This window comes from Mycobacterium sp. 1164966.3, from assembly GCF_001665395.1.
GTDB lineage: Bacteria > Actinomycetota > Actinomycetes > Mycobacteriales > Mycobacteriaceae > Mycobacterium.
The window spans coordinates 336,973-355,517 of record NZ_LZSG01000062.1 but is presented as its reverse complement, the minus strand read 5'-3'; the positions used below and the strand labels follow the sequence as shown (position 1 = coordinate 355,517).

At 65.2% G+C, this 18,545-nt stretch carries 19 protein-coding genes; 9 read left to right on the top strand and 10 right to left on the bottom strand.

Annotated features, from left to right (window positions below; all coding sequences use genetic code 11):
- Window position 1 precedes the first annotated feature (1 nt).
- Both A9W99_RS22825 and A9W99_RS22820 read right to left on the bottom strand, forming a co-directional pair.
- Window positions 2–394, bottom strand: a complete 393-nt coding sequence (locus A9W99_RS22825) for a type II toxin-antitoxin system VapC family toxin (protein WP_067383611.1) — start codon at window positions 392–394, stop codon at window positions 2–4.
- Window positions 391–624: a hypothetical protein gene (locus A9W99_RS22820; protein WP_067383608.1), complete on the bottom strand. Its 234-nt coding sequence runs from the start codon at window positions 622–624 to the stop codon at window positions 391–393. The genes A9W99_RS22825 and A9W99_RS22820 overlap by 4 nt, the downstream gene beginning before the upstream one ends.
- A gap of 165 nt (window positions 625–789) precedes the next feature.
- Between A9W99_RS22820 and cysD the strand changes: the two genes are divergently transcribed.
- The 4 genes from cysD to A9W99_RS22800 are packed head-to-tail and all read left to right on the top strand — an operon-like array spanning window position 790 to window position 4,791.
- Window positions 790–1,719, top strand: a complete 930-nt coding sequence (gene cysD, locus A9W99_RS22815) for a sulfate adenylyltransferase subunit CysD (RefSeq protein ID WP_067383605.1) — start codon at window positions 790–792, stop codon at window positions 1,717–1,719.
- Window positions 1,719–3,572 carry an adenylyl-sulfate kinase gene (cysC, locus tag A9W99_RS22810; RefSeq protein ID WP_067383600.1) on the top strand — a complete coding sequence of 618 codons (1,854 nt, stop codon included), beginning with the start codon at window positions 1,719–1,721 and terminating at the stop codon, window positions 3,570–3,572. Before cysD ends, cysC begins: the two co-directional genes overlap by 1 nt.
- On the top strand, window positions 3,569–4,297 hold the full coding sequence (locus A9W99_RS22805; RefSeq protein WP_067383597.1) for a 3'(2'),5'-bisphosphate nucleotidase CysQ: 729 nt from the start codon (window positions 3,569–3,571) through the stop codon (window positions 4,295–4,297). The genes cysC and A9W99_RS22805 overlap by 4 nt, the downstream gene beginning before the upstream one ends.
- 17 nt (window positions 4,298–4,314) lie before the next feature.
- On the top strand, window positions 4,315–4,791 hold the full coding sequence (locus A9W99_RS22800; RefSeq protein ID WP_067383594.1) for an RrF2 family transcriptional regulator: 477 nt from the start codon (window positions 4,315–4,317) through the stop codon (window positions 4,789–4,791).
- Between the two features lie 14 nt (window positions 4,792–4,805).
- Here the strand turns inward: A9W99_RS22800 and A9W99_RS22795 are convergent, their stop codons facing one another.
- Together A9W99_RS22795 and A9W99_RS22790 are read right to left on the bottom strand one after the other, a co-directional pair.
- A complete protein-coding gene (locus tag A9W99_RS22795) occupies window positions 4,806–5,195 on the bottom strand; it encodes a VOC family protein (RefSeq protein ID WP_067383591.1) in 390 nt (129 codons plus the stop codon).
- A gap of 89 nt (window positions 5,196–5,284) precedes the next feature.
- Window positions 5,285–5,698, bottom strand: coding sequence for a VOC family protein (locus A9W99_RS22790; RefSeq protein WP_067383786.1), 414 nt, complete (start codon window positions 5,696–5,698; stop codon window positions 5,285–5,287).
- Window positions 5,699–5,736: 38 nt separating this feature from the next.
- Here A9W99_RS22790 and A9W99_RS22785 point away from each other — a divergent pair, with 38 nt between their 5' ends.
- Complete coding sequence (locus A9W99_RS22785) at window positions 5,737–6,618, top strand: LLM class flavin-dependent oxidoreductase (protein WP_067383588.1); 882 nt, start codon at window positions 5,737–5,739, stop codon at window positions 6,616–6,618.
- 71 nt (window positions 6,619–6,689) lie between these two features.
- Window positions 6,690–7,361 (top strand): phosphoribosylanthranilate isomerase, encoded by a 672-nt coding sequence (locus A9W99_RS22780; protein ID WP_067383586.1) that lies wholly within the window; start codon window positions 6,690–6,692, stop codon window positions 7,359–7,361.
- An 81-nt stretch (window positions 7,362–7,442) separates the two neighbouring features.
- Here the strand turns inward: A9W99_RS22780 and A9W99_RS22775 are convergent, their stop codons facing one another.
- The gene (locus tag A9W99_RS22775) at window positions 7,443–9,152 is read right to left on the bottom strand and encodes an NAD-binding protein (protein WP_067383783.1); all 1,710 of its coding nucleotides are present in this window, start codon (window positions 9,150–9,152) and stop codon (window positions 7,443–7,445) included.
- Window positions 9,153–9,217: 65 nt separating this feature from the next.
- Window positions 9,218–9,565 carry a VOC family protein gene (locus A9W99_RS22770; RefSeq protein ID WP_067383780.1) on the bottom strand — a complete coding sequence of 116 codons (348 nt, stop codon included), beginning with the start codon at window positions 9,563–9,565 and terminating at the stop codon, window positions 9,218–9,220.
- A 96-nt stretch (window positions 9,566–9,661) separates the two neighbouring features.
- On the opposite strand from A9W99_RS22770, the gene A9W99_RS22765 reads away from it, so the two are divergent.
- The 3 genes from A9W99_RS22765 to A9W99_RS22755 are packed head-to-tail and all read left to right on the top strand — an operon-like array spanning window position 9,662 to window position 11,263.
- Window positions 9,662–10,147, top strand: a complete 486-nt coding sequence (locus A9W99_RS22765; RefSeq protein ID WP_172828932.1) for an NUDIX hydrolase — start codon at window positions 9,662–9,664, stop codon at window positions 10,145–10,147.
- Between the two features lie 30 nt (window positions 10,148–10,177).
- The gene (locus A9W99_RS22760) at window positions 10,178–10,708 is read left to right on the top strand and encodes a pyridoxamine 5'-phosphate oxidase family protein (protein WP_067383580.1); all 531 of its coding nucleotides are present in this window, start codon (window positions 10,178–10,180) and stop codon (window positions 10,706–10,708) included.
- 60 nt (window positions 10,709–10,768) lie between these two features.
- Window positions 10,769–11,263 (top strand): hypothetical protein, encoded by a 495-nt coding sequence (locus tag A9W99_RS22755; RefSeq protein ID WP_371514979.1) that lies wholly within the window; start codon window positions 10,769–10,771, stop codon window positions 11,261–11,263.
- Window positions 11,264–11,282: 19 nt separating this feature from the next.
- Here the strand turns inward: A9W99_RS22755 and A9W99_RS22750 are convergent, their stop codons facing one another.
- The 4 genes from A9W99_RS22750 to A9W99_RS22735 all read right to left on the bottom strand — a co-directional run bounded on the left by A9W99_RS22750 (window position 11,283) and on the right by A9W99_RS22735 (window position 18,413).
- The gene (locus tag A9W99_RS22750) at window positions 11,283–11,963 is read right to left on the bottom strand and encodes a thioesterase II family protein (protein ID WP_067383574.1); all 681 of its coding nucleotides are present in this window, start codon (window positions 11,961–11,963) and stop codon (window positions 11,283–11,285) included.
- Window positions 11,964–12,063: 100 nt separating this feature from the next.
- Window positions 12,064–16,308: a type I polyketide synthase gene (locus A9W99_RS22745; RefSeq protein ID WP_067383572.1), complete on the bottom strand. Its 4,245-nt coding sequence runs from the start codon at window positions 16,306–16,308 to the stop codon at window positions 12,064–12,066.
- A complete protein-coding gene (locus A9W99_RS22740) occupies window positions 16,305–16,577 on the bottom strand; it encodes an acyl carrier protein (protein ID WP_067383569.1) in 273 nt (90 codons plus the stop codon). The genes A9W99_RS22745 and A9W99_RS22740 overlap by 4 nt, the downstream gene beginning before the upstream one ends.
- A 24-nt stretch (window positions 16,578–16,601) precedes the next feature.
- Window positions 16,602–18,413, bottom strand: a complete 1,812-nt coding sequence (locus A9W99_RS22735; RefSeq protein WP_067383566.1) for a fatty acyl-AMP ligase — start codon at window positions 18,411–18,413, stop codon at window positions 16,602–16,604.
- Between the last annotated feature and the right edge of the window lie 132 nt (window positions 18,414–18,545).

Genomic DNA, 18,545 nt, shown 5'->3' with positions numbered 1-18,545 from the left:
GCTACGGGATGGCGAACGCGCAACGTGGACCGGAAGAGTTCGCCAGTCGGGGGTCTAACGTCGCTAGCGGCGCGCTCAACAACTCAGCCAGCGCGACGTACCAGGCGTCGTATGCGGCTAGATTCTTCCGTAGCTCCCACACACGTTCGGCAAACGGCTCGTAAGCGAACAACCCGACCCGTAGAGCCAGCAGGTCCGCGTGAGCTAACGCCGCGCTGTCGGCAGAGATCTCGCCGGCCATCGCCGCTCGCCGCAATATGTTGGCCGCTTCTACCGGCATCAGGTGGGGTGCGGCGAGGTCATCCGAGGCGAGCAGCCGGTCGGCCCATCTTCCGACCGGACCGGTGTCGACAAGGGCAGCTACCACGAGGCTCGAGTCGACAACAAGGGTCATCGGCGGTCTGCATCGCGGTGGCCGAGGATCGACTCGGCCGACAGCTGGCTGCCGATGCGGTGCTTGCGGTCGCGAACCTTCGCCAGCAGCACCTCGGCATCCGGCCGTCTGGCCAGCTCGATCAGCTGAGCACGTAGGTATTCCTGCAGTGAGCGACCACTGAGCGCGGCCCGCGAGGCAAGCTCATCGCGGGTTTCTTCGGGCACGTCGCGGATGGTTATCGCCGCCATAGCAGCATTATGCTGCTAACAGCAGCATATCCGCAAAAACCACAATTGCCGGGGATCACGCGTATTGCCTCGCCTTGACAGCGGAGGCAGTGGCTGCTTGCATATACGGCAATAATCATTAATATGGCCAGTTCGGCCAGGATTACCCAGAATGCGGACAACCCGATGACTGTCGACGCGAAAGCCGGCCCGTCGGCCGGACAATATGAACTGACGCACCTCCGCTCGCTTGAGGCAGAGGCCATCCACATCATCCGGGAGGTCGCGGCCGAATTCGAGCGGCCGGTGCTGCTGTTCTCCGGCGGCAAGGACTCCATTGTCATGCTGCACTTGGCGCTCAAGGCTTTTCGTCCCGGCCGGCTGCCGTTTCCGGTGATGCATGTCGATACGGGCCACAACTTCGACGAGGTCATCGCCACCCGTGACGAGCTGGTGGCAGAACATGGGGTGCGCTTGGTGGTCGCGTCCGTGCAGGACGACATCGACGCCGGCCGGGTCGTCGAAACCATCCCGTCGCGCAATCCGATCCAGACGGTGACGCTGTTGCGCGCCATCCGGGAAAACAAGTTCGACGCGGCATTCGGCGGCGCGCGACGCGACGAGGAGAAGGCACGCGCCAAGGAGCGGGTGTTCAGTTTCCGCGACGAGTTCGGCCAGTGGGATCCGAAATCGCAACGGCCGGAGCTATGGAATCTCTACAACGGAAGGCACCACAAGGGCGAACACATCCGGGTGTTCCCACTGTCCAACTGGACCGAGTTCGACATCTGGTCATACATAGGCGCTGAGAAGGTCAAACTGCCCTCGATCTATTTCGCGCACCGCCGCAAGGTCTTTCAACGCGACGGCATGTTGCTGGCGGTCCACCGGCACATGCAGCCGCGCGCGGACGAGCGGGTGTTCGAGGCCACCGTGCGATTCCGCACCGTCGGCGATGTCACCTGTACGGGCTGCGTGGAATCGATGGCCGCCACGGTGTCGGAGGTCATCGCCGAGACCGCGGTGGCCCGGCTGACCGAGCGCGGGGCGACCAGGGCTGACGACCGGATCTCAGAAGCCGGGATGGAAGACCGCAAACGGCAGGGGTACTTCTGATGGCCGCACCCGCCACCCTGCTGAGGCTGGCCACCGCCGGCTCCGTCGACGACGGCAAATCCACGCTGATCGGGCGGTTGCTCTACGACTCCAAGGCCGTGATGGAAGACCAGTGGGCATCGGTGGAGCGGACGTCGAAAGAGCGCGGTCACGGATACACCGACCTGGCCCTGGTAACCGACGGGCTGCGGGCCGAACGTGAACAAGGCATCACCATCGACGTCGCCTACCGCTATTTCGCCACTCCCAAGCGGAAATTCATCATCGCCGACACTCCGGGTCACATCCAGTACACCCGCAACATGGTGACCGGTGCATCCACCGCTCAACTGGTGATCGTGCTGGTCGACGCCCGGCATGGCCTGCTGGAGCAGTCCCGCCGGCACGCTTTCCTGGCCTCGCTGCTGGGCATCCAGCATGTGGTGCTTGCGGTCAACAAGATGGACCTGATCGGTTGGGACAAAGAGAAATTCGAGGCCATCCGCGACGAGTTCCACGCCTTTGCCGCACGTCTGGATGTGCAGGACGTCGCCACCGTCCCGATCTCGGCGCTGCACGGCGACAACGTGGTGACCAAGTCCGACCAGACGCCGTGGTACGAGGGCCCCTCGCTGCTTTCACATCTCGAAGAGGTTTACATCGCCGGTGACCGAAACCTGGTCGACGTGCGGTTTCCGGTTCAGTACGTAATCCGGCCGCACACCCTGGAGCATCAAGACCACCGCAGCTACGCGGGCACCGTGGCCAGTGGGGTGATGCGGCCGGGCGACGAGGTGATCGTGCTGCCGATCGGCAAGACCACCCGGATCACCGCTATCGACGGCCCGACTGGGCCTGTCGGCGAAGCGTTTCCGCCGATGGCCGTTTCGTTGACCCTCGCAGACGACATCGACATCTCGCGCGGTGACATGATCGCGCGCACCAACAATCAACCGAGGATTGCGCAGCAGTTCGACGCGACTGTGTGCTGGATGTCCGATTCCGCGGTGCTCGAGCCCGGCCGCGACTACATCATCAAACACACCACCCGGACCACCCGCGCTCGGGTCACCGAGCTGGACTATCGGCTCGATGTCAACACGCTGCACCGCGACAAGTCCGCAAAGGCGTTGCAGCTCAACGAACTCGGCCGGATCTCGTTGCGCACACAAGTGCCGCTGCTGCTCGACGAATACACCCGCAACGCGAGCACCGGATCATTCATCCTGATCGATCCCGACACCAATGGGACGGTGGCGGCGGGCATGGTGTTGCGCGACGTGTCGGCGCAAACGGCAAGCCCGAACACAGTGCGGCACCAGTCGCTGGCTACCGCCGAAGATCGGGCGGGTCACGGCCGGACAGTGTGGTTCACCGGCCTGTCGGGCTCCGGCAAGTCGTCGGTGGCCATGCTGGTCGAACAGAAGCTGCTCGAAAAGGGCGTTCCAGCTTATGTTCTCGACGGTGACAACCTGCGCCACGGCCTGAATGCCGACCTGGGCTTCAGCATGGCCGACCGAGCGGAGAACCTACGGCGGCTGGCGCATGTGGCGACGCTGCTCGCCGACTCCGGCCAAGTCGTGCTGGTTCCGGCGATCAGCCCACTCGCCGAGCACCGCGCAATGGCCCGAAAGGTACACGCCGACGCCGGATTCGAATTCCTCGAGGTGTTCTGTGACACCCCGCTGGAAGATTGCGAGCGACGGGATCCCAAGGGGCTGTACGCAAAAGCTCGCGCGGGTGAGATCACGCACTTTACCGGGATAGACAGCCCGTATCAGCGGCCGAAGAAGCCTGATCTGAGGCTTACCCCGGACCGCACCCTCGACGAGTTGGCGCAGCAAGTCATCGATCTGATTGAATCGCGGTCGTGAGTGACCACGAGCTGGCCCACCAGTTGGCGAGCCAGGCCGGTGCGCTGCTCCTCGGTGTGCGCGACGAGCTGGCCGATGCGACACAACCCGAGCGAAAAGCCGCGGGGGACAAGCGATCACATGACTTCTTGATGCAGGCCCTGGCCCAGTCGAGGCCCGGTGATGCGGTGCTGTCCGAAGAGGGCGCCGACGATCCGGTGCGACTACGCTCCGATCGTGTCTGGATCGTCGACCCGCTGGACGGGACTCGCGAATTCTCCGAGCTCGGCCGCCAGGATTGGGCCGTACACGTCGCGCTATGGGAATCCGGTGAACTCGTCGCCGGCGCAATAGGCTTGCCGGCGCAGGGGATCACGCTGGCCACACCCGACGTCGACCCGCCGCCCGCATGTCCGGGCTCGCCCCGCATCGTGGTATCGCGCACCCGTCCGCCGGCCATCGCGCTGCAGGTACGCGAGCGTCTCGGCGGCAGCTTGGTGGAGATGGGGTCGGCGGGGGCCAAGGTCGCTGCGGTCATCCAGGGGCTGGCCGATGTGTACGTCCACGCCGGCGGCCAATACGAATGGGATTCCGCGGCGCCGGTCGCAGTTGCGCGCGCGGCCGGCTTGCATACCTCGCGCCTCGACGGTTCTGCCCTGCAGTACAACCGGCCCGATCCACTACTGCCCGATCTGGTGGTGTGCCGCCCGGAGTTCGCCGAGGCGGTGCTCAGCGTCACCGATTGACTGGCAGAATTCTCCAAATGCGGATGTCGGCCAAGGCGGAATACGCGGTCCGGGCGATGGTCCAGCTAGCCGCGACCACCGACGGCACACTGGTCAAAACCGAGGACTTAGCTCAGGCCCAGGGCATACCGCCGCAGTTTCTCGTCGACATTCTGACCAACCTGCGCACCGACCGCTTGGTAAGGAGCCACCGCGGTCGGGACGGCGGTTACGAACTCGCTCGTCCGGGAAACGAGATCAGCATTGCCGACGTGCTGCGGTGCATCGACGGGCCATTGGCAAGCGTCCGCGACATCGGGCTGGGCGACCTGCCGTACTCGGGTCCGACGACCGCACTCACCGACGTGTGGCGAGCGTTGCGCGCCAGCATGCGGGCGGTGCTGGAAGAAACGACGCTGGCCGACGTCGCGTCCGGCGTCCTGCCCAAGCACGTGGCGAAGCTTGCAGACGACTACCGCGATCAGGAAAGCGAGCGGCACGGAGCTCCGCGCTAGCGATCGCCGCCCCGTCAGCCGCCGGAGCCGTACGGGCGGGTGAGAATCTCCATCGCGTGCCCCGACGGGTCCATGAAGTACACCCCGCGCCCACCGTCTCGGTGGTTGATCTCGCCGGGCCGGTTGGCGCCCGGGTCCGCCCAATGCTCCAGCCCGCGGGATTGGATCTTGCCGTAGATGGCGTCGAAGTCCTCCTCGGAAACGAGGAACGCGTAGTGCTGACGGGGGATCTGTCCACCCTCGGGAGCGTCCGCGTAGTCCAGGCTGGCGCCGTGCTCGAGCGCGACGACCATGAAGGGGCCGAATGGCTCCGGATTGGGCAGGCCGAACAGTTCGGCAAGAAACTCCGCGGATTCGCGCTTGTCGTGCGACCTGACGATGGTGTGGTTGAAGCTGATAGGCATAACTTCCTCCTTCCTCTTGCCCGCGAGTGTGCGCGTTTGTACGACGACACGCCGTTCGGGCGGTCATTCTGCGCACGCTCGCGGCGGTTTCACTTCGGTGCGGTGAGCTCCAAGGCAATGTTGTCGGGATCGCGAAACTCCAGAATGTAGGACGGGCCGATGTCTTTCACCGGCTCATGCCGAATGTTGAGTTCGTCGAGATGCGCAGCGGCCGAATCTAATTCGGCTTTACTTCCCATACGGAACGCGAGGTGGTCCAGACCGGCGCGATCCTCGTCGAAGCGGTCGGTCGCCACCGGCCGCAGGCCGAGCAGTGTGCCGCCCAGGTCGTAGATGACACCGCCGAACAAGAAGTCCAGCTGGCGCCGCGTTGCCTCGTCGGCGTTCTCCGGGACCTCGATCAGCACCGGCCAACCGAAGACGCTTTCGTAGAACTGCCTGGACCGCTCGATATCGGTGACCGTCAGGCGGACGTGCGCGATGGAAGTGGTGCCTAAGCCCATCGACCCATGCTGCCAGAATCGCATACGTGCGGATAGCAATGACCATGCCGGTGATGGAGCCGGACCTGGATGCGGCGCTGTTGAAGAGTTGGGCGCGCGCTATCGACGAAGGCCCGTTCTCGTCGCTGTGCTGGGGCGAGCGCATCGCGTTCGACAACCCCGACAACCTGACGTTGCTCGGTGCGCTGGCCGCCTGGACCGATCGAGTACGGCTGCTGACAACGGTCATCGTGCCGCAGTTGCACCACCCGGTGATGCTGGCCAAAGCGCTCGCGACGGGCGACATGCTCTGCGGCGGCCGCTTGACGGTGGGCGTCGGCGTCGGCGGCAGGCACGAGGACTACCACGCCGTCGGTGCCGATACCGCAACGCAGACCATGCGCGGCATGGCCGAACGGGTAGCGGTGATGAAGCGGGTGTGGGCCGGCGAGAAGATCACCGAGTCGGTGGTGCCGGTCGGGCCGCGCCCGATCCAGGCCGGGGGTCCGCCGCTGTTTCTCGGCAGCATCGGGCCCAAGACCATCCGCAGCGCGGCTGGCTGGGCCGACGGATTGGCCGGCACCACCTTGGACCTCGATGTCGCCAAGCAGAACGAGCTATTCGACGTGGCGCGGGAGGCGTGGGCTGCGGCCGACAGGCCCAAACCTCACCTGGCGACATCGTTCTGGTTCGCATTCGGGTCACCCGAGCAGGCTCGCGCCCAGGTGCATCGTCATCTGAGTCGCTACATGAACTGGATACCGGCCGAGTACGTCGACGCGATGGCGCCGATGACCGGATGGGCCGGCAGCGAAGACGAGCTGGCCGCGGTGCTGCGAAAATTCGCCGCGATCGGCGCCGACGAAGTTCAACTCATCCCGACCAGCACAGACATCGAGCAGCTGCGCCGCGCCGCCGATGTAGCCGCCGAATTCGCCTAGCATCCAATGGCTTAACGGACGAGCGTGTCAGCGTCCTGGACACCGACTTGGCGTGCTGGCACGCTGGCGGCGTGGTATGGGTACGGACGAAGATCTGCGGCATCGGCACCGTGGGCGACCTCAATGCCGCCGTTGCTGCCGGCGCCGACGCGATCGGCCTGATCGTCGGAACCACCCATATCAGTGAAGACGAACTCTCGGTCCAGCGCGCCCAGCAGATCGCCTCGGCCGCAGCACCTTTCGTCTCTACCGTGCTGGTAACCCACGTGATCAGCGCGGAAGCAATTCTTGACCTGGCGGACCAAGTGGGCGTGGATGCCGTGCAGGTGCATGGTGAAGTCTCGATCGACACCATGCGCGCCGTCTGGCATCACCGTCGCCGCCCGCTGCGAGTCATCGGCACGGTCCACGTAACGGGCGGGCAAGCCTTTGCAGCCGCGCAACAAGTTTCGGAAGTGTGTGACGCGGTCCTCCTCGATACCCGGACGGACGCAAGGCTCGGCGGCACGGGACTTACCCACGACTGGACCATCAGCCGACGCATCGTCGAAGCACTCCACCATGAAGGGCGGCCCGTGATCCTTGCGGGAGGGCTCGATGCGTCGAACGTATCGTCGGCGGTTCGACAAGTCCGCCCGTACGGTGTCGACGCCAACAGCCGGCTCAAGGGTCCGGACGGACGGAAAGATCATGCCAAGTGTGAGGCGTTCGTCCGTGCAGCGAATTCCGACGTGGGGAGCTGACGACCCAGCGTGGGGAGCACGCGGTCGCATCAAGTGGCGTTGAGCGCCCGTCGGGTCTCGTTTTCGATCCGGCGGGTTGTGTCAGCCCGATTTCTCGAGGGAGGACTGTTGCGGAGGTTGCCCCTTGCGCAGGGTGGCCAATAGCTCGCGGTAGGGACCCACCAGGTATGCGGTATCGCCGGCACAGAGCAGGGCGTCGCGGCGCGGGTGCAGCGCGACCGGCGCGTCCTGCCGGGTGATCGCGATGACGCGGGTCTGCGTTGACAAGTCGAACATTCGCAGGCCGTCGAGTTCGCTGCCGCCGGCCACGTGCATTCCACCGACCATGAAGGACCGCTGCCCCACCGAGAACGTCCCCAGCACCTGCAGGCCCATTGCGGCGCCGATGAACCAGGGCGCGGCCAGTTCGACCGTCGACCGCACGTTCACAAACTCGAACCGCTGCGCCAGTGCGGCCCCCAGCGCGCGGTCGTATACGCGCAGTACAACCGGTACGTCGGGCCGGTTGACATCGGGCATGAATCGGGCGCCGAGCATCTCGCGCAGTACGATTCCGGTCTCGATGTTCACCATGTCGTCCTGGGTCAGCACGGCAACGGCGCGGGCGGTGTCGACGCGAGCCGATTCCAGCGTCTGACGCAGCGTTGCGTCCCCGAAGATTACCGGCACGTCCAGTTCGGCCGCCGTCGACAGGTAGCGGTTGTTCTCATCAAGCTCGATCACCGCGACGTCGTATCCGGCAGTGATCAGGTCGCGGACGACGCGAATGCCGAAAGAGCCCAAACCGACGACGATGACATGGTTGCGCAGGTGGCGCGCCCGGTGTCGTCCGGCCGATTGGGTGAAGCGGCGCGACAGCAGCAGGTCGGCGATGAACGCGACCAGCACCGCTGTGGTGAGCACGCCGGCGAACATCAACATGACGCTGAACAGGCGTAGCCAGGTGGGCTGATGGGAGAAGCTGAAGTCGCCGTAGCCCACCGTCGCGATGGTCTCGGTGCTGAAGTACAACGCGTCGATCCATGCCATGCCCGGGCGCTGATAGGCGAAGCGCAACAAGATGGTTGAGCCGATCAGCACGATAAGCGCTGCGGCCACGGCGCCCCCGAACATCGGGTTGACGTCGCTGCGCAGGGTACGCGCGGCGTCGAGCATGCGACGTGATCGCGGGCGCTGCATGCGCCGCTCAGTCGGGCGGGGAAACTTGATGCCGCGGGCTGCCAATTCGTCGGCGGTGCCGATCATCGCGGTCCAGTCGCCGGCGTGCACCGGCAAGTCGCGGCCGGGGCAGGCGACAACCTTGCCAGGGTCGGCGGACTTCTCGCCTTCGATCACCGCGACCGGTGCCAGATCGCCGAAGATATCGCGCAGTGTCGCGTTACGGCGTGCCTCGGTGCCCGAGACCACGAATTTGATGCCGGCCGCCTCGAATGGGTGCATATTGTGCGCCAGACAGGCCTCGACGACGGAGGGCGCGGCCAGATCGGCGACGTCCAGGATCGCTCCCGGTCCGTTGTCGGCGGCCACCGCCGCTCGCAGCACGTCGTTGGCCAGGCGCGCCACGATCCGCACGGCGGGGCTGGCTTTCCTTGCCAGCAGCGCGATTTCGAGATTCGTCGCATCGTCATCCCCGGCGCAGATGATGGCAAGTGCGCTTGCGATCCCGGCGTCGGCCAGCTCGGTGGCGTCGGCGATTTTCACGATGCGTGTGCCGGCGTTGTTCAGTTCGTCGACGATCGTCGTCGCCAGCGCGTCGTCACCGCTCACGATGATGTGACCGTGCGTGTTCATGCGTTTCACTTCCCGCATAAGCACCCACTTCTGGTGACATCGGCGACTATCTGTCTCTATGACTATCAGACAACGTGCGCCAGCACGCAGAATTCGTTACCTTCCGGATCGGCGAGCACGACCCAGCTCTGCTCGCCCTGGCCGATGTCGACATGGCGTGCGCCGAGCTCCAGCAACCGGCTGACCTCGGCTTCTTGGTTGTCGGGCCGAAAGTCGAAGTGGATGCGGTTCTTGACGATTCGTTTGTCACCGACTCGAAGGAACATCCAGCTCGGGCCCATACCAGGCGGTGCCGTTAACCGCACGTCCCCTTCGTCGTCGATGTGGTGCGGCCACCCCAGCACCTGTGCCCACCACTGGCCCAGCACGGTCGGATCGGCTGCGTCGATACATATCTCGTCCAACGTCAACATCGTCACTCCTTTTCGCCCTCAGCGCGATGAGTCGATACTGACAGCGTGCCTTTCATAGAACCCGTCGCGTCCCGGGAGATCTATCGGAATCCCTGGATGGTCCTCCGCGAGGACGAGATCCGCCGGCCCGACGGCAGTGCGGGCATTTACGCGGTGGTCGACAAGCCGGCGTATGCGCTGGTCGTCCCCTGGGACGGAGACCGTTTCCGGTTGGTGGAGCAACACCGTTATCCGGTCGGTGCGCGACGTTGGGAGTTTCCGCAGGGCACCGCTCCCGGCCTCGCTGACCTCGAACCGTCTGCCCTCGCCGCGCGCGAGCTGCGCGAGGAGACGGGGCTGCGCGCGACGTCGTTCGAAGTCCTGGGCCGGCTCGACGCGGTTCCGGGGATGAGCAGTCAGCGCGGATGGGTGTTCCTGGCTACCGGAATATCGGAAGGTCAGGTCGACCGCGAGCATGAGGAGCAGGACATGCACAGCGCCTGGTTTACGCGTGCGGACGTCGAGCAGATGATTCGCGGTGGAGTCATCGTCGATGCTCAGTCGATCGCCGCCTACGGTCTGTTCCTGTTGCGGACGCGATGAGTTCCGCGGCCGGCCGCGGTCAATACCGATATGACGATCACGCAGCGCAACCTCGACGGATATGGAACACCGCCAATCGAGTGGTCCCGCGTCTATGCCGTGCTGGATAGCCAGTTGTCGCAGGCACCGGGCACCGGCGGCCCGCAGCGTCACACGACCTGGCTCACGACGATCAATCCCGATGGCAGCCCGCATGTGATGGCGGTAGGGGTGATTCGGTGCAGCGGCAATTGGTATTTCACCTCCGGTCCGGCCACCCGCAAGTCGCGTAACCTGGCGCGCGATCCCAGATGCGTGATCAGCGTCGCCACCGAGCCCTTTGACCTTGTGGTCGAAGGCGTCGCTGCCAGGGTTACCGAAGCGGACGAATTGCGTGCGGTGGCAGCGGCTTTCGTGGCTGACGGGTGGCCTGCCAGGGTTGAAGCTGAGGCGTTCACGGCAGAGTACAGTGCCCCGTCGGCCGGTCCTCCGCCCTGGTATTGCTACCGGATGCAGCCGTCCACGGTATTCGCGCTCGGCACGTCGGAACCGTTCGGCGCCACGCGTTTCGATCTGGACTAATCGCGGGATTGTGTCCGCGGCGATACATTGCCGCGTCATCGATCCGACAGCATTGTCACGGTGCGTGCGAGTTTCACAGTGCTCGTTGCGGCGGCGTTGCTCGGTGCGTCGACGGTTCCGGCGCACGCCGCGACGCCTGCGTGGAATGGAAAGTACTCACTCGTGAGGTACGCCGTCGACAAGTCCGGCACCAGCATGGCCGCTCGCCAGGCCGAGCCCACCTTCAGCGCTGACTACGTCTTCGTGACCGCATGTTCGGCAAGCAACTGCGTGGCCACCGCCACTGACGGTCCCACTCCGAAGAATCCCACGCTGCCCCAGCCGTCCCACTACACGTGGGACGGAGCCAAATGGGTCGAGCGCTTCGACTTTCAGTGGGATTGCTATATGGGAGAGGGCATTCCGAGGGTATGGGCACCTGCGACTTCGTGGGCCTACTACTCGCCCGCGCCGAACGGCACCTTGCGTGGTACCTGGCACACCGACATCAGCAGCGGCCCCTGCCGTGGAACCGTCGAAATGCCGGTGGCGGCGTTTCCTTCTGGCTCTCGATGACGCCGACCGGCCAGACCCCCTACGCCGCAGCGATCGTCGACATCAGCGGTCGCAGCGTTTCAAACAGCGGCTGTCGGTCGCGAAGATAGAAGTGCCCACCGCGAAGGATCTGCACCGAGAAGTCCGACGTTGTCCGCGAGCGCCATTCATGCAAATCGGACTCACTCACGATCGGGTCCTCACTGCCGCCGAAAACATGTATGGGGCAGGGCAGTTCCGCGCTATCGGCTTCCTCGTCCGTCATGCAGAGCCGCAAGTCGTGCCGGGCGATCGTCAAGGCGCGCTCATGCAGAGTGGGCCAGCGCATCAGCTCCGAAGGCAGCCCGCCGAGATGTGAGAGGAAGGTGGCGAGTTGCTGGTCGTCGAGCATGTCCACAGCATGCAGTGGCGGCGGAAGATGCGGTGGGGCATACGCCGACAGGAACATCGCCCGCGGCAGCGGAGAACCCTGCGCCGCACGCGTACACGCCAACCGGTATGCCAGCAGGGCGCCGAAACTGTGACCGAAGAACATATGTGGGGCATCGAGGCGGGACTGCAACTGATTGTTCACCTCGTCGACGAGGCGCCGCAGCGTGCTGAACCGCTCGCGGTCGGCAATTTCGACCGGAATCACCTCAAAGGCCGGCTGCAGCGCCTTGTTCCAGGATTTGAATGCCAACCCGCCGCCCCCGGCATGGTGGAAGCAGAACAGCCGCATGGTGTCGTCGCCCTTCCTATCAGTGGCTGGTAATCACCATCGCGCGAGCTGCTTGACGGATCCTTGGCGGATTCTCAAAAGATTCTTGCGTCGGTAGCAATCAGCTCAGCAGGGAGAGCTCTTCGGCCACGACCTTGACGGCGAACCGGATTTGTTCCTCTGAGTGGCAGCTGGTGAGAAAGAACCTCAGTCGGGCTTTGTCTTCTGGCACAGCCGGATACAGGATCGGGTTGGCATTGATGCCGCGTCGCATCAGGGCGTCCGACAGTCGCAGCGCATTGGCCGAGCTGCCGACGATGCAGGGGATCACCGGGGTGCCCGCGCTGTCGCCGGTGTCGATGCCGGCTTCGCGCGCCAGGTTCAAGAACAGCTCGGCGTTTTCACGCAGCCGGCGCAGGTGTTCGGGCTGCGACCGCATCAACCGGATCGCGGCCACCGACGCCGCCGCCACTGGCGGTGGCACCCCGACGCTGAAGATGAACCCCGGCGTCGTGTATTTCAGATACTGGATTACCTCATGGGTTCCGGCGACATAGCCGCCGCAGCCGGCGAGCGCCTTGGACACGGTGCCCGCCCACAGCTCCACGTCCTGGCGGTTCACACCGAAGTGCTCTCCGATGCCTCCGCCGCTGCGGCCGAGAACGCCGATACTGTGGGCTTCGTCGATCATCAGCAGTGCCTGGTGCTTCTGCTTGACGGCGATGAAGGCGGGCAGGTCGGGAATGTCGCCGTCCTGGCTGTAGACGCCCTCGATGACGACGAGCACCCGGCGGTACTGATGGCGGATGTTGGCCAGTATGTCGTCCAGCGCGGCGTGGTTGTTGTGGGGGAACGACCGGCGCGTTGCGCCGGAAAGCTTGCAGCCCTGGACAATGCTGTCGTGTGCGAGGCTGTCATGAATGACAAGGTCACCTTCGCCGAGCAGGTGACCGATCACCGTGACGTTCGTCGCGTGACCGCTGTTGAGGACCATCGCATCCTCGGTGCCGATCAGGTCGGCGAGCTCACGCTCGAGCTCGAGGTGTACCGGCTTCTCGCCCGAGAGCAGTCGTGAGGCCGAGCAGGAGCTGCCTTGCTGGACAACGGCATTCAGGACCGCGGTGGCCACGCCCGGGTGGCCGGACATGCCGAGGTAGTTGTAGCTCGAGAAGTTGAGCACCGCTTCGCCGTTCACGATCGAGGTGTCGCGCGTGACCCCGTCGTTCACCACGAAGTACGGATTCTCGACGCCCAGTTCCGTCAGAAGCTGCCGCCGCTCGGCGAAAGCGATGACCTCGGGGAACTGCGCGATCCGGTGCTCCGGTGCAACCGCCGGCACGGGCACGTCGACGCGATCCTCGTCCGCCGGCGCGCCACCCACATGAGCGATGAGGTCGCCGATCGTCGTCGTGGTCTCAAACCAGCCGGGATCGATCCCGACGCCGGGAAGCTTTCGGGCCAGGCCACTGAACAGGTCGGCGACCATGATCGAGTCGAAACCGAGGTCTCCCACGATGGTTTGGGTCGCGCGCAACGAACGGTCGGGGAAGCCGCTGACCCGGGCCACCTCGGCGCGGACCAGCGAGCCGAGGTCGTCGACGGACGAACGGGCCCGCTGCGCGACCTCCGCGCCGGCCTGAGCCAGCGAAGCAAGGACGGCAGCCTGCTCCCTGAACAACGCGACGACGTTGTCCATCGTCGTCTCTTCCTTGAGCGGAAGCTCGGCGATCTCCGGGAGCGGCAAGTCGATGGTGACCGGCTGGACAGGCGTGATCCACGAGCGGTTCGTCGTTGTGAACCGGTAACCGCTGAGCCGTTGCGGGACCTGCGCGTGCGGCGGGTAGAGCTTGTCCCACTTCGGGTTCAGTCCATCTCGATAAAGTGCCGCGATGGTCTCGGTGAGCTCCGAGCCGGTGGCGTCGGGGCCGGAAAGCGGAGCCAGCGTTTTCAAGCCCATCGCCGGGTGTGAACGGGTAAGCATCGGAAGCAGGGTCCGCTTCGGCCCGAGTTCGATGAGGTGAGTCGGTTCGGCCTGCAGCGCCGCCGATGTCGCGTCCGCAAACCGCACCGTCTCAGCGGCGTGAGAAACCCAGTAGTCAGCGTCCATCGCCTCGTCGTTTCCGAGCAATCGGCCACGCAGGGTGGAGAACACCGGGATGCTCCGCGGGGCGAACGCGCACGTGTTCGCCACGGCCCGGAATTCTTCGAGCATCGGCTCCATGAGCGGCGAGTGGAACGCGTGCGAGACGGTGAGTTCGTGGACGGACAAGCCGTTTTCGCGCAGGATGGCGGCCGCCCGATCGATCGAGTCGGCGGCACCGGATAGAACCAGTTCGCTGGGTCCGTTCACGGCGGCGACGGCAAGCATGGGGTTCGCCTCGACCAAGTGCGCGACGTCGTCGACGCCGGCACGAACGGCGAGCATCTTGCCGGCGCATGGCAGTCGCTGCATCAGCCGGCCGCGCGCGACGACCAGCCGGCACGCATCGTCGAGGCTGAGTACGCCGGCGATCACGGCGGCGGCGAATTCGCCGATGCTGTGCCCGAGCACCCAGGCTGGCTCAGCGCCCAGCTCGATCAGCGCGCGGGCGAGTGCGTATTGCACGGAAAAGATTGCCGGCTGCGCGAATTCGGTGCGGTTGATCCGATCGTCCGTGCCGAACAGCACGTCGCGAATGGGCTGGCCGAGGTATGGCAACGCGGCGGCCTCGGCGGCGGCAAGCGCGGAGCGGTAGGCGTCACTGCTGTCATGCAGTCGACGCGACATCCCCGGGTACTGCGTGCCCTGCCCGCTGAACAGCCACCCCGCCGCGATGCTCTGCGCGGTACCGGACACGGCCTCGAGTTTGCCCGCGGGGTGGGCGAGCATGCGCAGCCGCTTCACCGCATCGTCGCGGTCGTCGACGGAGATCGCCAGCCGCGCCTTGCCGGAGGACTTGATGCGGTTGCTCGACCAGCACAACTGGGCGAGAGGCGCTGAACTGCAAGCGATGTCATCCGCTAGGCGAGAAACGTTGAGGTACAGGCCTTCACGGCTGTTCGACGACAGCGTCAGCACGCCGCCGCCCGATACCACGTGCGCATCGTCCCGTGCCGGAGCGCTCGCCAGTACGACGTGGCAGTTGGTGCCGCCGATCCCGAAGCTGGACACCCCCGCGTGTGCGGTTGCCGCGGGCAGGGGCATCGGTTCGGTTACCAAGCGCAAACCGCTTGCGGCGAGCCGTAATTGCGGATTCTCCTGATCTGCGAAACGCGATGGTGGGACGACGCGGTGGTGCAGGCTCAGCACTGCCTTGATCAGACCCGCGACTCCTGCGGCGCCTTCGGTGTGGCCGAGGTTGCCCTTGATCGACCCGATCGCGCAGGGCTCGGCCTGCCGGCGGCGGTGCGCAGCGGCGAGCGCCTTCACCTCGATCATGTCGCCGAGCAGCGTTCCGGTGCCATGTGCTTCGAGGAAGTTGATCTGCTCCGGTGCGACGCCGGCCGCCCGGTTGGCGGTTTCCACAACCTTTTCCTGAGCCCAGCGGTTCGGTGCGGTGATGCCGTTGCTGCGCCCATCGTTGTTGACGGCGCTGCCTTTGATGACCGCGTACACGGGCAGCCCGTCGGCCAGAGCGTCGTCCAGCCGCCGCAGTACGACCACGGCGACGCCTTCGCCGCGGCCGATGCCGTCAGCCGAGCCGCTGAACGGCTTGCACCGGCCGTCGGGCGCGGACAGCCCGGCTTGGGTGTAGAACACGTTGAGCGCGGGGGTGATGATGATGTTCACGCCCGCGGCCAATGCCTGGTCGCATTCGCCGGCACGCAGCGATGCCGCGGCGACGTGCACGGCAACCAGCGACGACGAGCATGCGGTGTCGACGGCGAGGCTGGGCCCCTTGAGGTCGAGCTGGTAGGACAGCCTGTTGGCCGTCATGAAATAGCCGTTGCCCGAGCCGGCTTGGGCCGTGATCTGCGAGAAGTCGCGCATATGCTGATGGGCCCATTCATTGGCCATCACGCCGACGAAAACACCGGTGTTGGAGCCGGCCTGCGATCTGGGGTCCAGCGTGGCGTCCTCGAGTGCGCGCCAGGCCGCCTGCAGGAGCAGGCGTTGCTGCGGGTCCATGCTCTGGGCTTCACGCGGGGTGATGCCGAAGAACTCGTGGTCGAAAGCGTCTGCGTCGCTGATGAATCCGCCGGTGCGGTGATTGACCGCCCCAGGTTTGCCCGTTTTGTCGTAGAACTGCTCGGCGTCCCAACGGTGCTCGGGCACCTCGGCTATACCCTCGTCGCCGCTCATCAGCAGGTCCCACAGGGCCACACTGTCGGGTGCCTTGGGGAAGCGACAGTCGATCCCGACGATTGCGATGTCGCTCGAACTCATTGCGCTACCAGTTCCCGGGGGCCGACGGCGTCGCGGATGAAGTCCGCGATATGCGCCAGCGTCGGGTAGTCGAAGACCAACGTCGGGTCGACGTCGATGTCCCAGTGCGACTCGACGTCGCCGACGAGGCCGAGCGCACGGACCGAATCGACGCCCATCTCGGCGAGCGGAAGGGTCGGGTCGATGGTGTGCGACGGAACGTCGAGGTGGCGTGCGAGCCGAGAGGTGAGCCAGGCGAGCACATTACGAGTCGTCGGCGAGGTGTGCATTAACAGCTCCTTGCTTGCTTTTGATTACGCGATTTCGAAGAGTGCGAGTTGGCCGATCCGCGCGGTGGCGACTGCGGGGTCGATGCTTTCGTGAAGGACGTCGCTGAGTTCGCGGTGCAGGAAGGCCGCCCGCATGGACGCGCGCTGCACCTTTCCGCTGGTGGTGAGATGAATTCCGTTGCGGCTCACCAAAACAACGCTCGGTGCGGGGATCTCGAAGGCGCGCGCTACCGCCACCTTGATCGCGCTGGCGAGTTGCGCCGGCGACATTCCGTCGAGCCGGTCGGTTCTGACGGTCTGGATGACGACCAGATGTTCGGTTTCGAGTCCGTCGACAGCGACCGCGACACCGCGTGCCGCGAAGGTGGCTGGATGCACGTCCTGCACCAACTCCTCGATGTCCTGCGGGTAGAGGTTGCGGCCGTTGACGATGAGGAGGTCTTTGCGACGCCCTGTCACAAATAAGTGCCGATCTTTGATCAGCCCCAGGTCGCCGGTGCGCAGATATGGGCCGTCACCGTCGGCAGTCTGGCCGCCGAAGCGGTCCTCGCTCTCGGGCGCACGGTTGTAGTAACCGCTGGCCACACTGGCGCTGCGCAGCCAGATCTCGCCGACCTTGCCGTCGACCAACGGCTGGCGCGTCTCGGGGTCGACGATGCGGACGTCGATGCCGGGACCCGGAAGGCCGGAGCTGACCAGGCTGACCGCCCGGTCCACCGGCGGCGCGAATTCGTTGCGCTCGAGTGCGGCGGGGTCGGCCTCGAGACACACGAAGGACTCGATTTCCGGGGTAGCCGTCGCGAGAAGCGTAACCTCGGCCATCCCGTAGCCCGGTCGCATCGCCGAGGGACGCCATCCGGCCGGTCCAAGGAGCTCATTGACTGCCTCGATGGTGCGGCGGCGGATCGGCTCCGCGCCGTTGAAGGCGACCCGCAATGTGGACAGGTCGAGCCCGTTCAGCTGCTCCGGCGATACGCGACGAACGATCAGGTCGTAGGCGAAGTTGGGTGCCGCGGTTGCCGTCGCGCGGTACTTGCTGATGGCTTGAAGCAGGCGGATCGGCTGCTTCAGAAAGGCGAGCGGCGACATGAGCACGATGTCCATGCCGGCGTAGAAGCCCATGATCTGGCAGATCAATCCCATGTCGTGAAAGTGCGGAATCCAGCCGCACAGCTTCTCGGTGTCGTCGAACTCGAGAAACTCAGTGATCGCGTATTCGTTGTGCAGGATGTTGCCGTGGGTCACCGCGACGCCCTTGGGGTCGCCGGTCGATCCAGAGGTGTACTGCAGGAAGGCCACCGTATTGGCGGTGAGGTGCGGCATCGTCCACGAGGCCGGGTCGGCATGCGGTGCCTCGTTGACGGCCAGGCATTCGACGTGGTGCTCGAGCCCGAGTCCGTCGATGCCACCGGCGATCAGGTCGAACAGATTGGCGCTGGTCAGCAGCAGGCGGCTGTCGGCGTCGCGCAGAATTCCGGCGACGCGCCTCAAGCTGCGGTGATCGTGGGGAAGCGGCGCGGGCACAGCGATGACCCCCGCATAGAGGCAGCCGAGGAAGGCTCGCCAGAATTCCGCCCCTGGCTCGAACAACAGCACGACCGGTCTGTTGGTTTGTGGCATGTCGGCCAGCCAGGCGGCGACCTCGCGCGCACCGCGATCCAGCTCACGGAATGACGTCACCTCTTCGGCGAGCCCGCGACCGAATTCGCGGAGGTAGGTGAAGCTGCGGGTGTCGCCGTAGATCTCGAATTGCGTCCGCAGGTGTGCAACGAGGTTCTCGTGTCCGAAGTGGGCCGTCACGTCGACGGCGCGGGCGTCGGCCCGTAGAGCGGTCATTCGCGTGTCCGAATCCGTGTGGGTTGCATGACTGCATCACCATTGCGCAGCCGCCTTTTCGGATCCTTGACGAATTCTTGAAGGATTCTTGGAGCGCGCGAGACTTCTATCAGCGAGCAGACGCAAAATCAC

What these genes read in the sequence shown, in the direction of transcription:
- A9W99_RS22785 (WP_067383588.1), top strand. Translation starts at nt 5,737, where the DNA reads ATGACCATGCCGGTGATGGAGCCGGACCTGGATGCGGCGCTGTTGAAG.
- cysD (WP_067383605.1), top strand. Translation starts at nt 790, where the DNA reads ATGACTGTCGACGCGAAAGCCGGCCCGTCGGCCGGACAATATGAACTG.
- A9W99_RS22800 (WP_067383594.1), top strand. Translation starts at nt 4,315, where the DNA reads ATGCGGATGTCGGCCAAGGCGGAATACGCGGTCCGGGCGATGGTCCAG.
- A9W99_RS22795 (WP_067383591.1), bottom strand. Translation starts at nt 5,195, where the DNA reads ATGCCTATCAGCTTCAACCACACCATCGTCAGGTCGCACGACAAGCGC.
- A9W99_RS22765 (WP_172828932.1), top strand. Translation starts at nt 9,662, where the DNA reads ATGGTCCTCCGCGAGGACGAGATCCGCCGGCCCGACGGCAGTGCGGGC.
- A9W99_RS22760 (WP_067383580.1), top strand. Translation starts at nt 10,178, where the DNA reads ATGACGATCACGCAGCGCAACCTCGACGGATATGGAACACCGCCAATC.
- cysC (WP_067383600.1), top strand. Translation starts at nt 1,719, where the DNA reads ATGGCCGCACCCGCCACCCTGCTGAGGCTGGCCACCGCCGGCTCCGTC.
- A9W99_RS22740 (WP_067383569.1), bottom strand. Translation starts at nt 16,577, where the DNA reads ATGCACACCTCGCCGACGACTCGTAATGTGCTCGCCTGGCTCACCTCT.
- A9W99_RS22775 (WP_067383783.1), bottom strand. Translation starts at nt 9,152, where the DNA reads ATGAACACGCACGGTCACATCATCGTGAGCGGTGACGACGCGCTGGCG.
- A9W99_RS22820 (WP_067383608.1), bottom strand. Translation starts at nt 624, where the DNA reads ATGGCGGCGATAACCATCCGCGACGTGCCCGAAGAAACCCGCGATGAG.
- A9W99_RS22770 (WP_067383780.1), bottom strand. Translation starts at nt 9,565, where the DNA reads ATGTTGACGTTGGACGAGATATGTATCGACGCAGCCGATCCGACCGTG.
- A9W99_RS22790 (WP_067383786.1), bottom strand. Translation starts at nt 5,698, where the DNA reads ATGGGCTTAGGCACCACTTCCATCGCGCACGTCCGCCTGACGGTCACC.
- A9W99_RS22825 (WP_067383611.1), bottom strand. Translation starts at nt 394, where the DNA reads ATGACCCTTGTTGTCGACTCGAGCCTCGTGGTAGCTGCCCTTGTCGAC.
- A9W99_RS22745 (WP_067383572.1), bottom strand. Translation starts at nt 16,308, where the DNA reads ATGAGTTCGAGCGACATCGCAATCGTCGGGATCGACTGTCGCTTCCCC.
- A9W99_RS22750 (WP_067383574.1), bottom strand. Translation starts at nt 11,963, where the DNA reads ATGCGGCTGTTCTGCTTCCACCATGCCGGGGGCGGCGGGTTGGCATTC.
- A9W99_RS22735 (WP_067383566.1), bottom strand. Translation starts at nt 18,413, where the DNA reads ATGACCGCTCTACGGGCCGACGCCCGCGCCGTCGACGTGACGGCCCAC.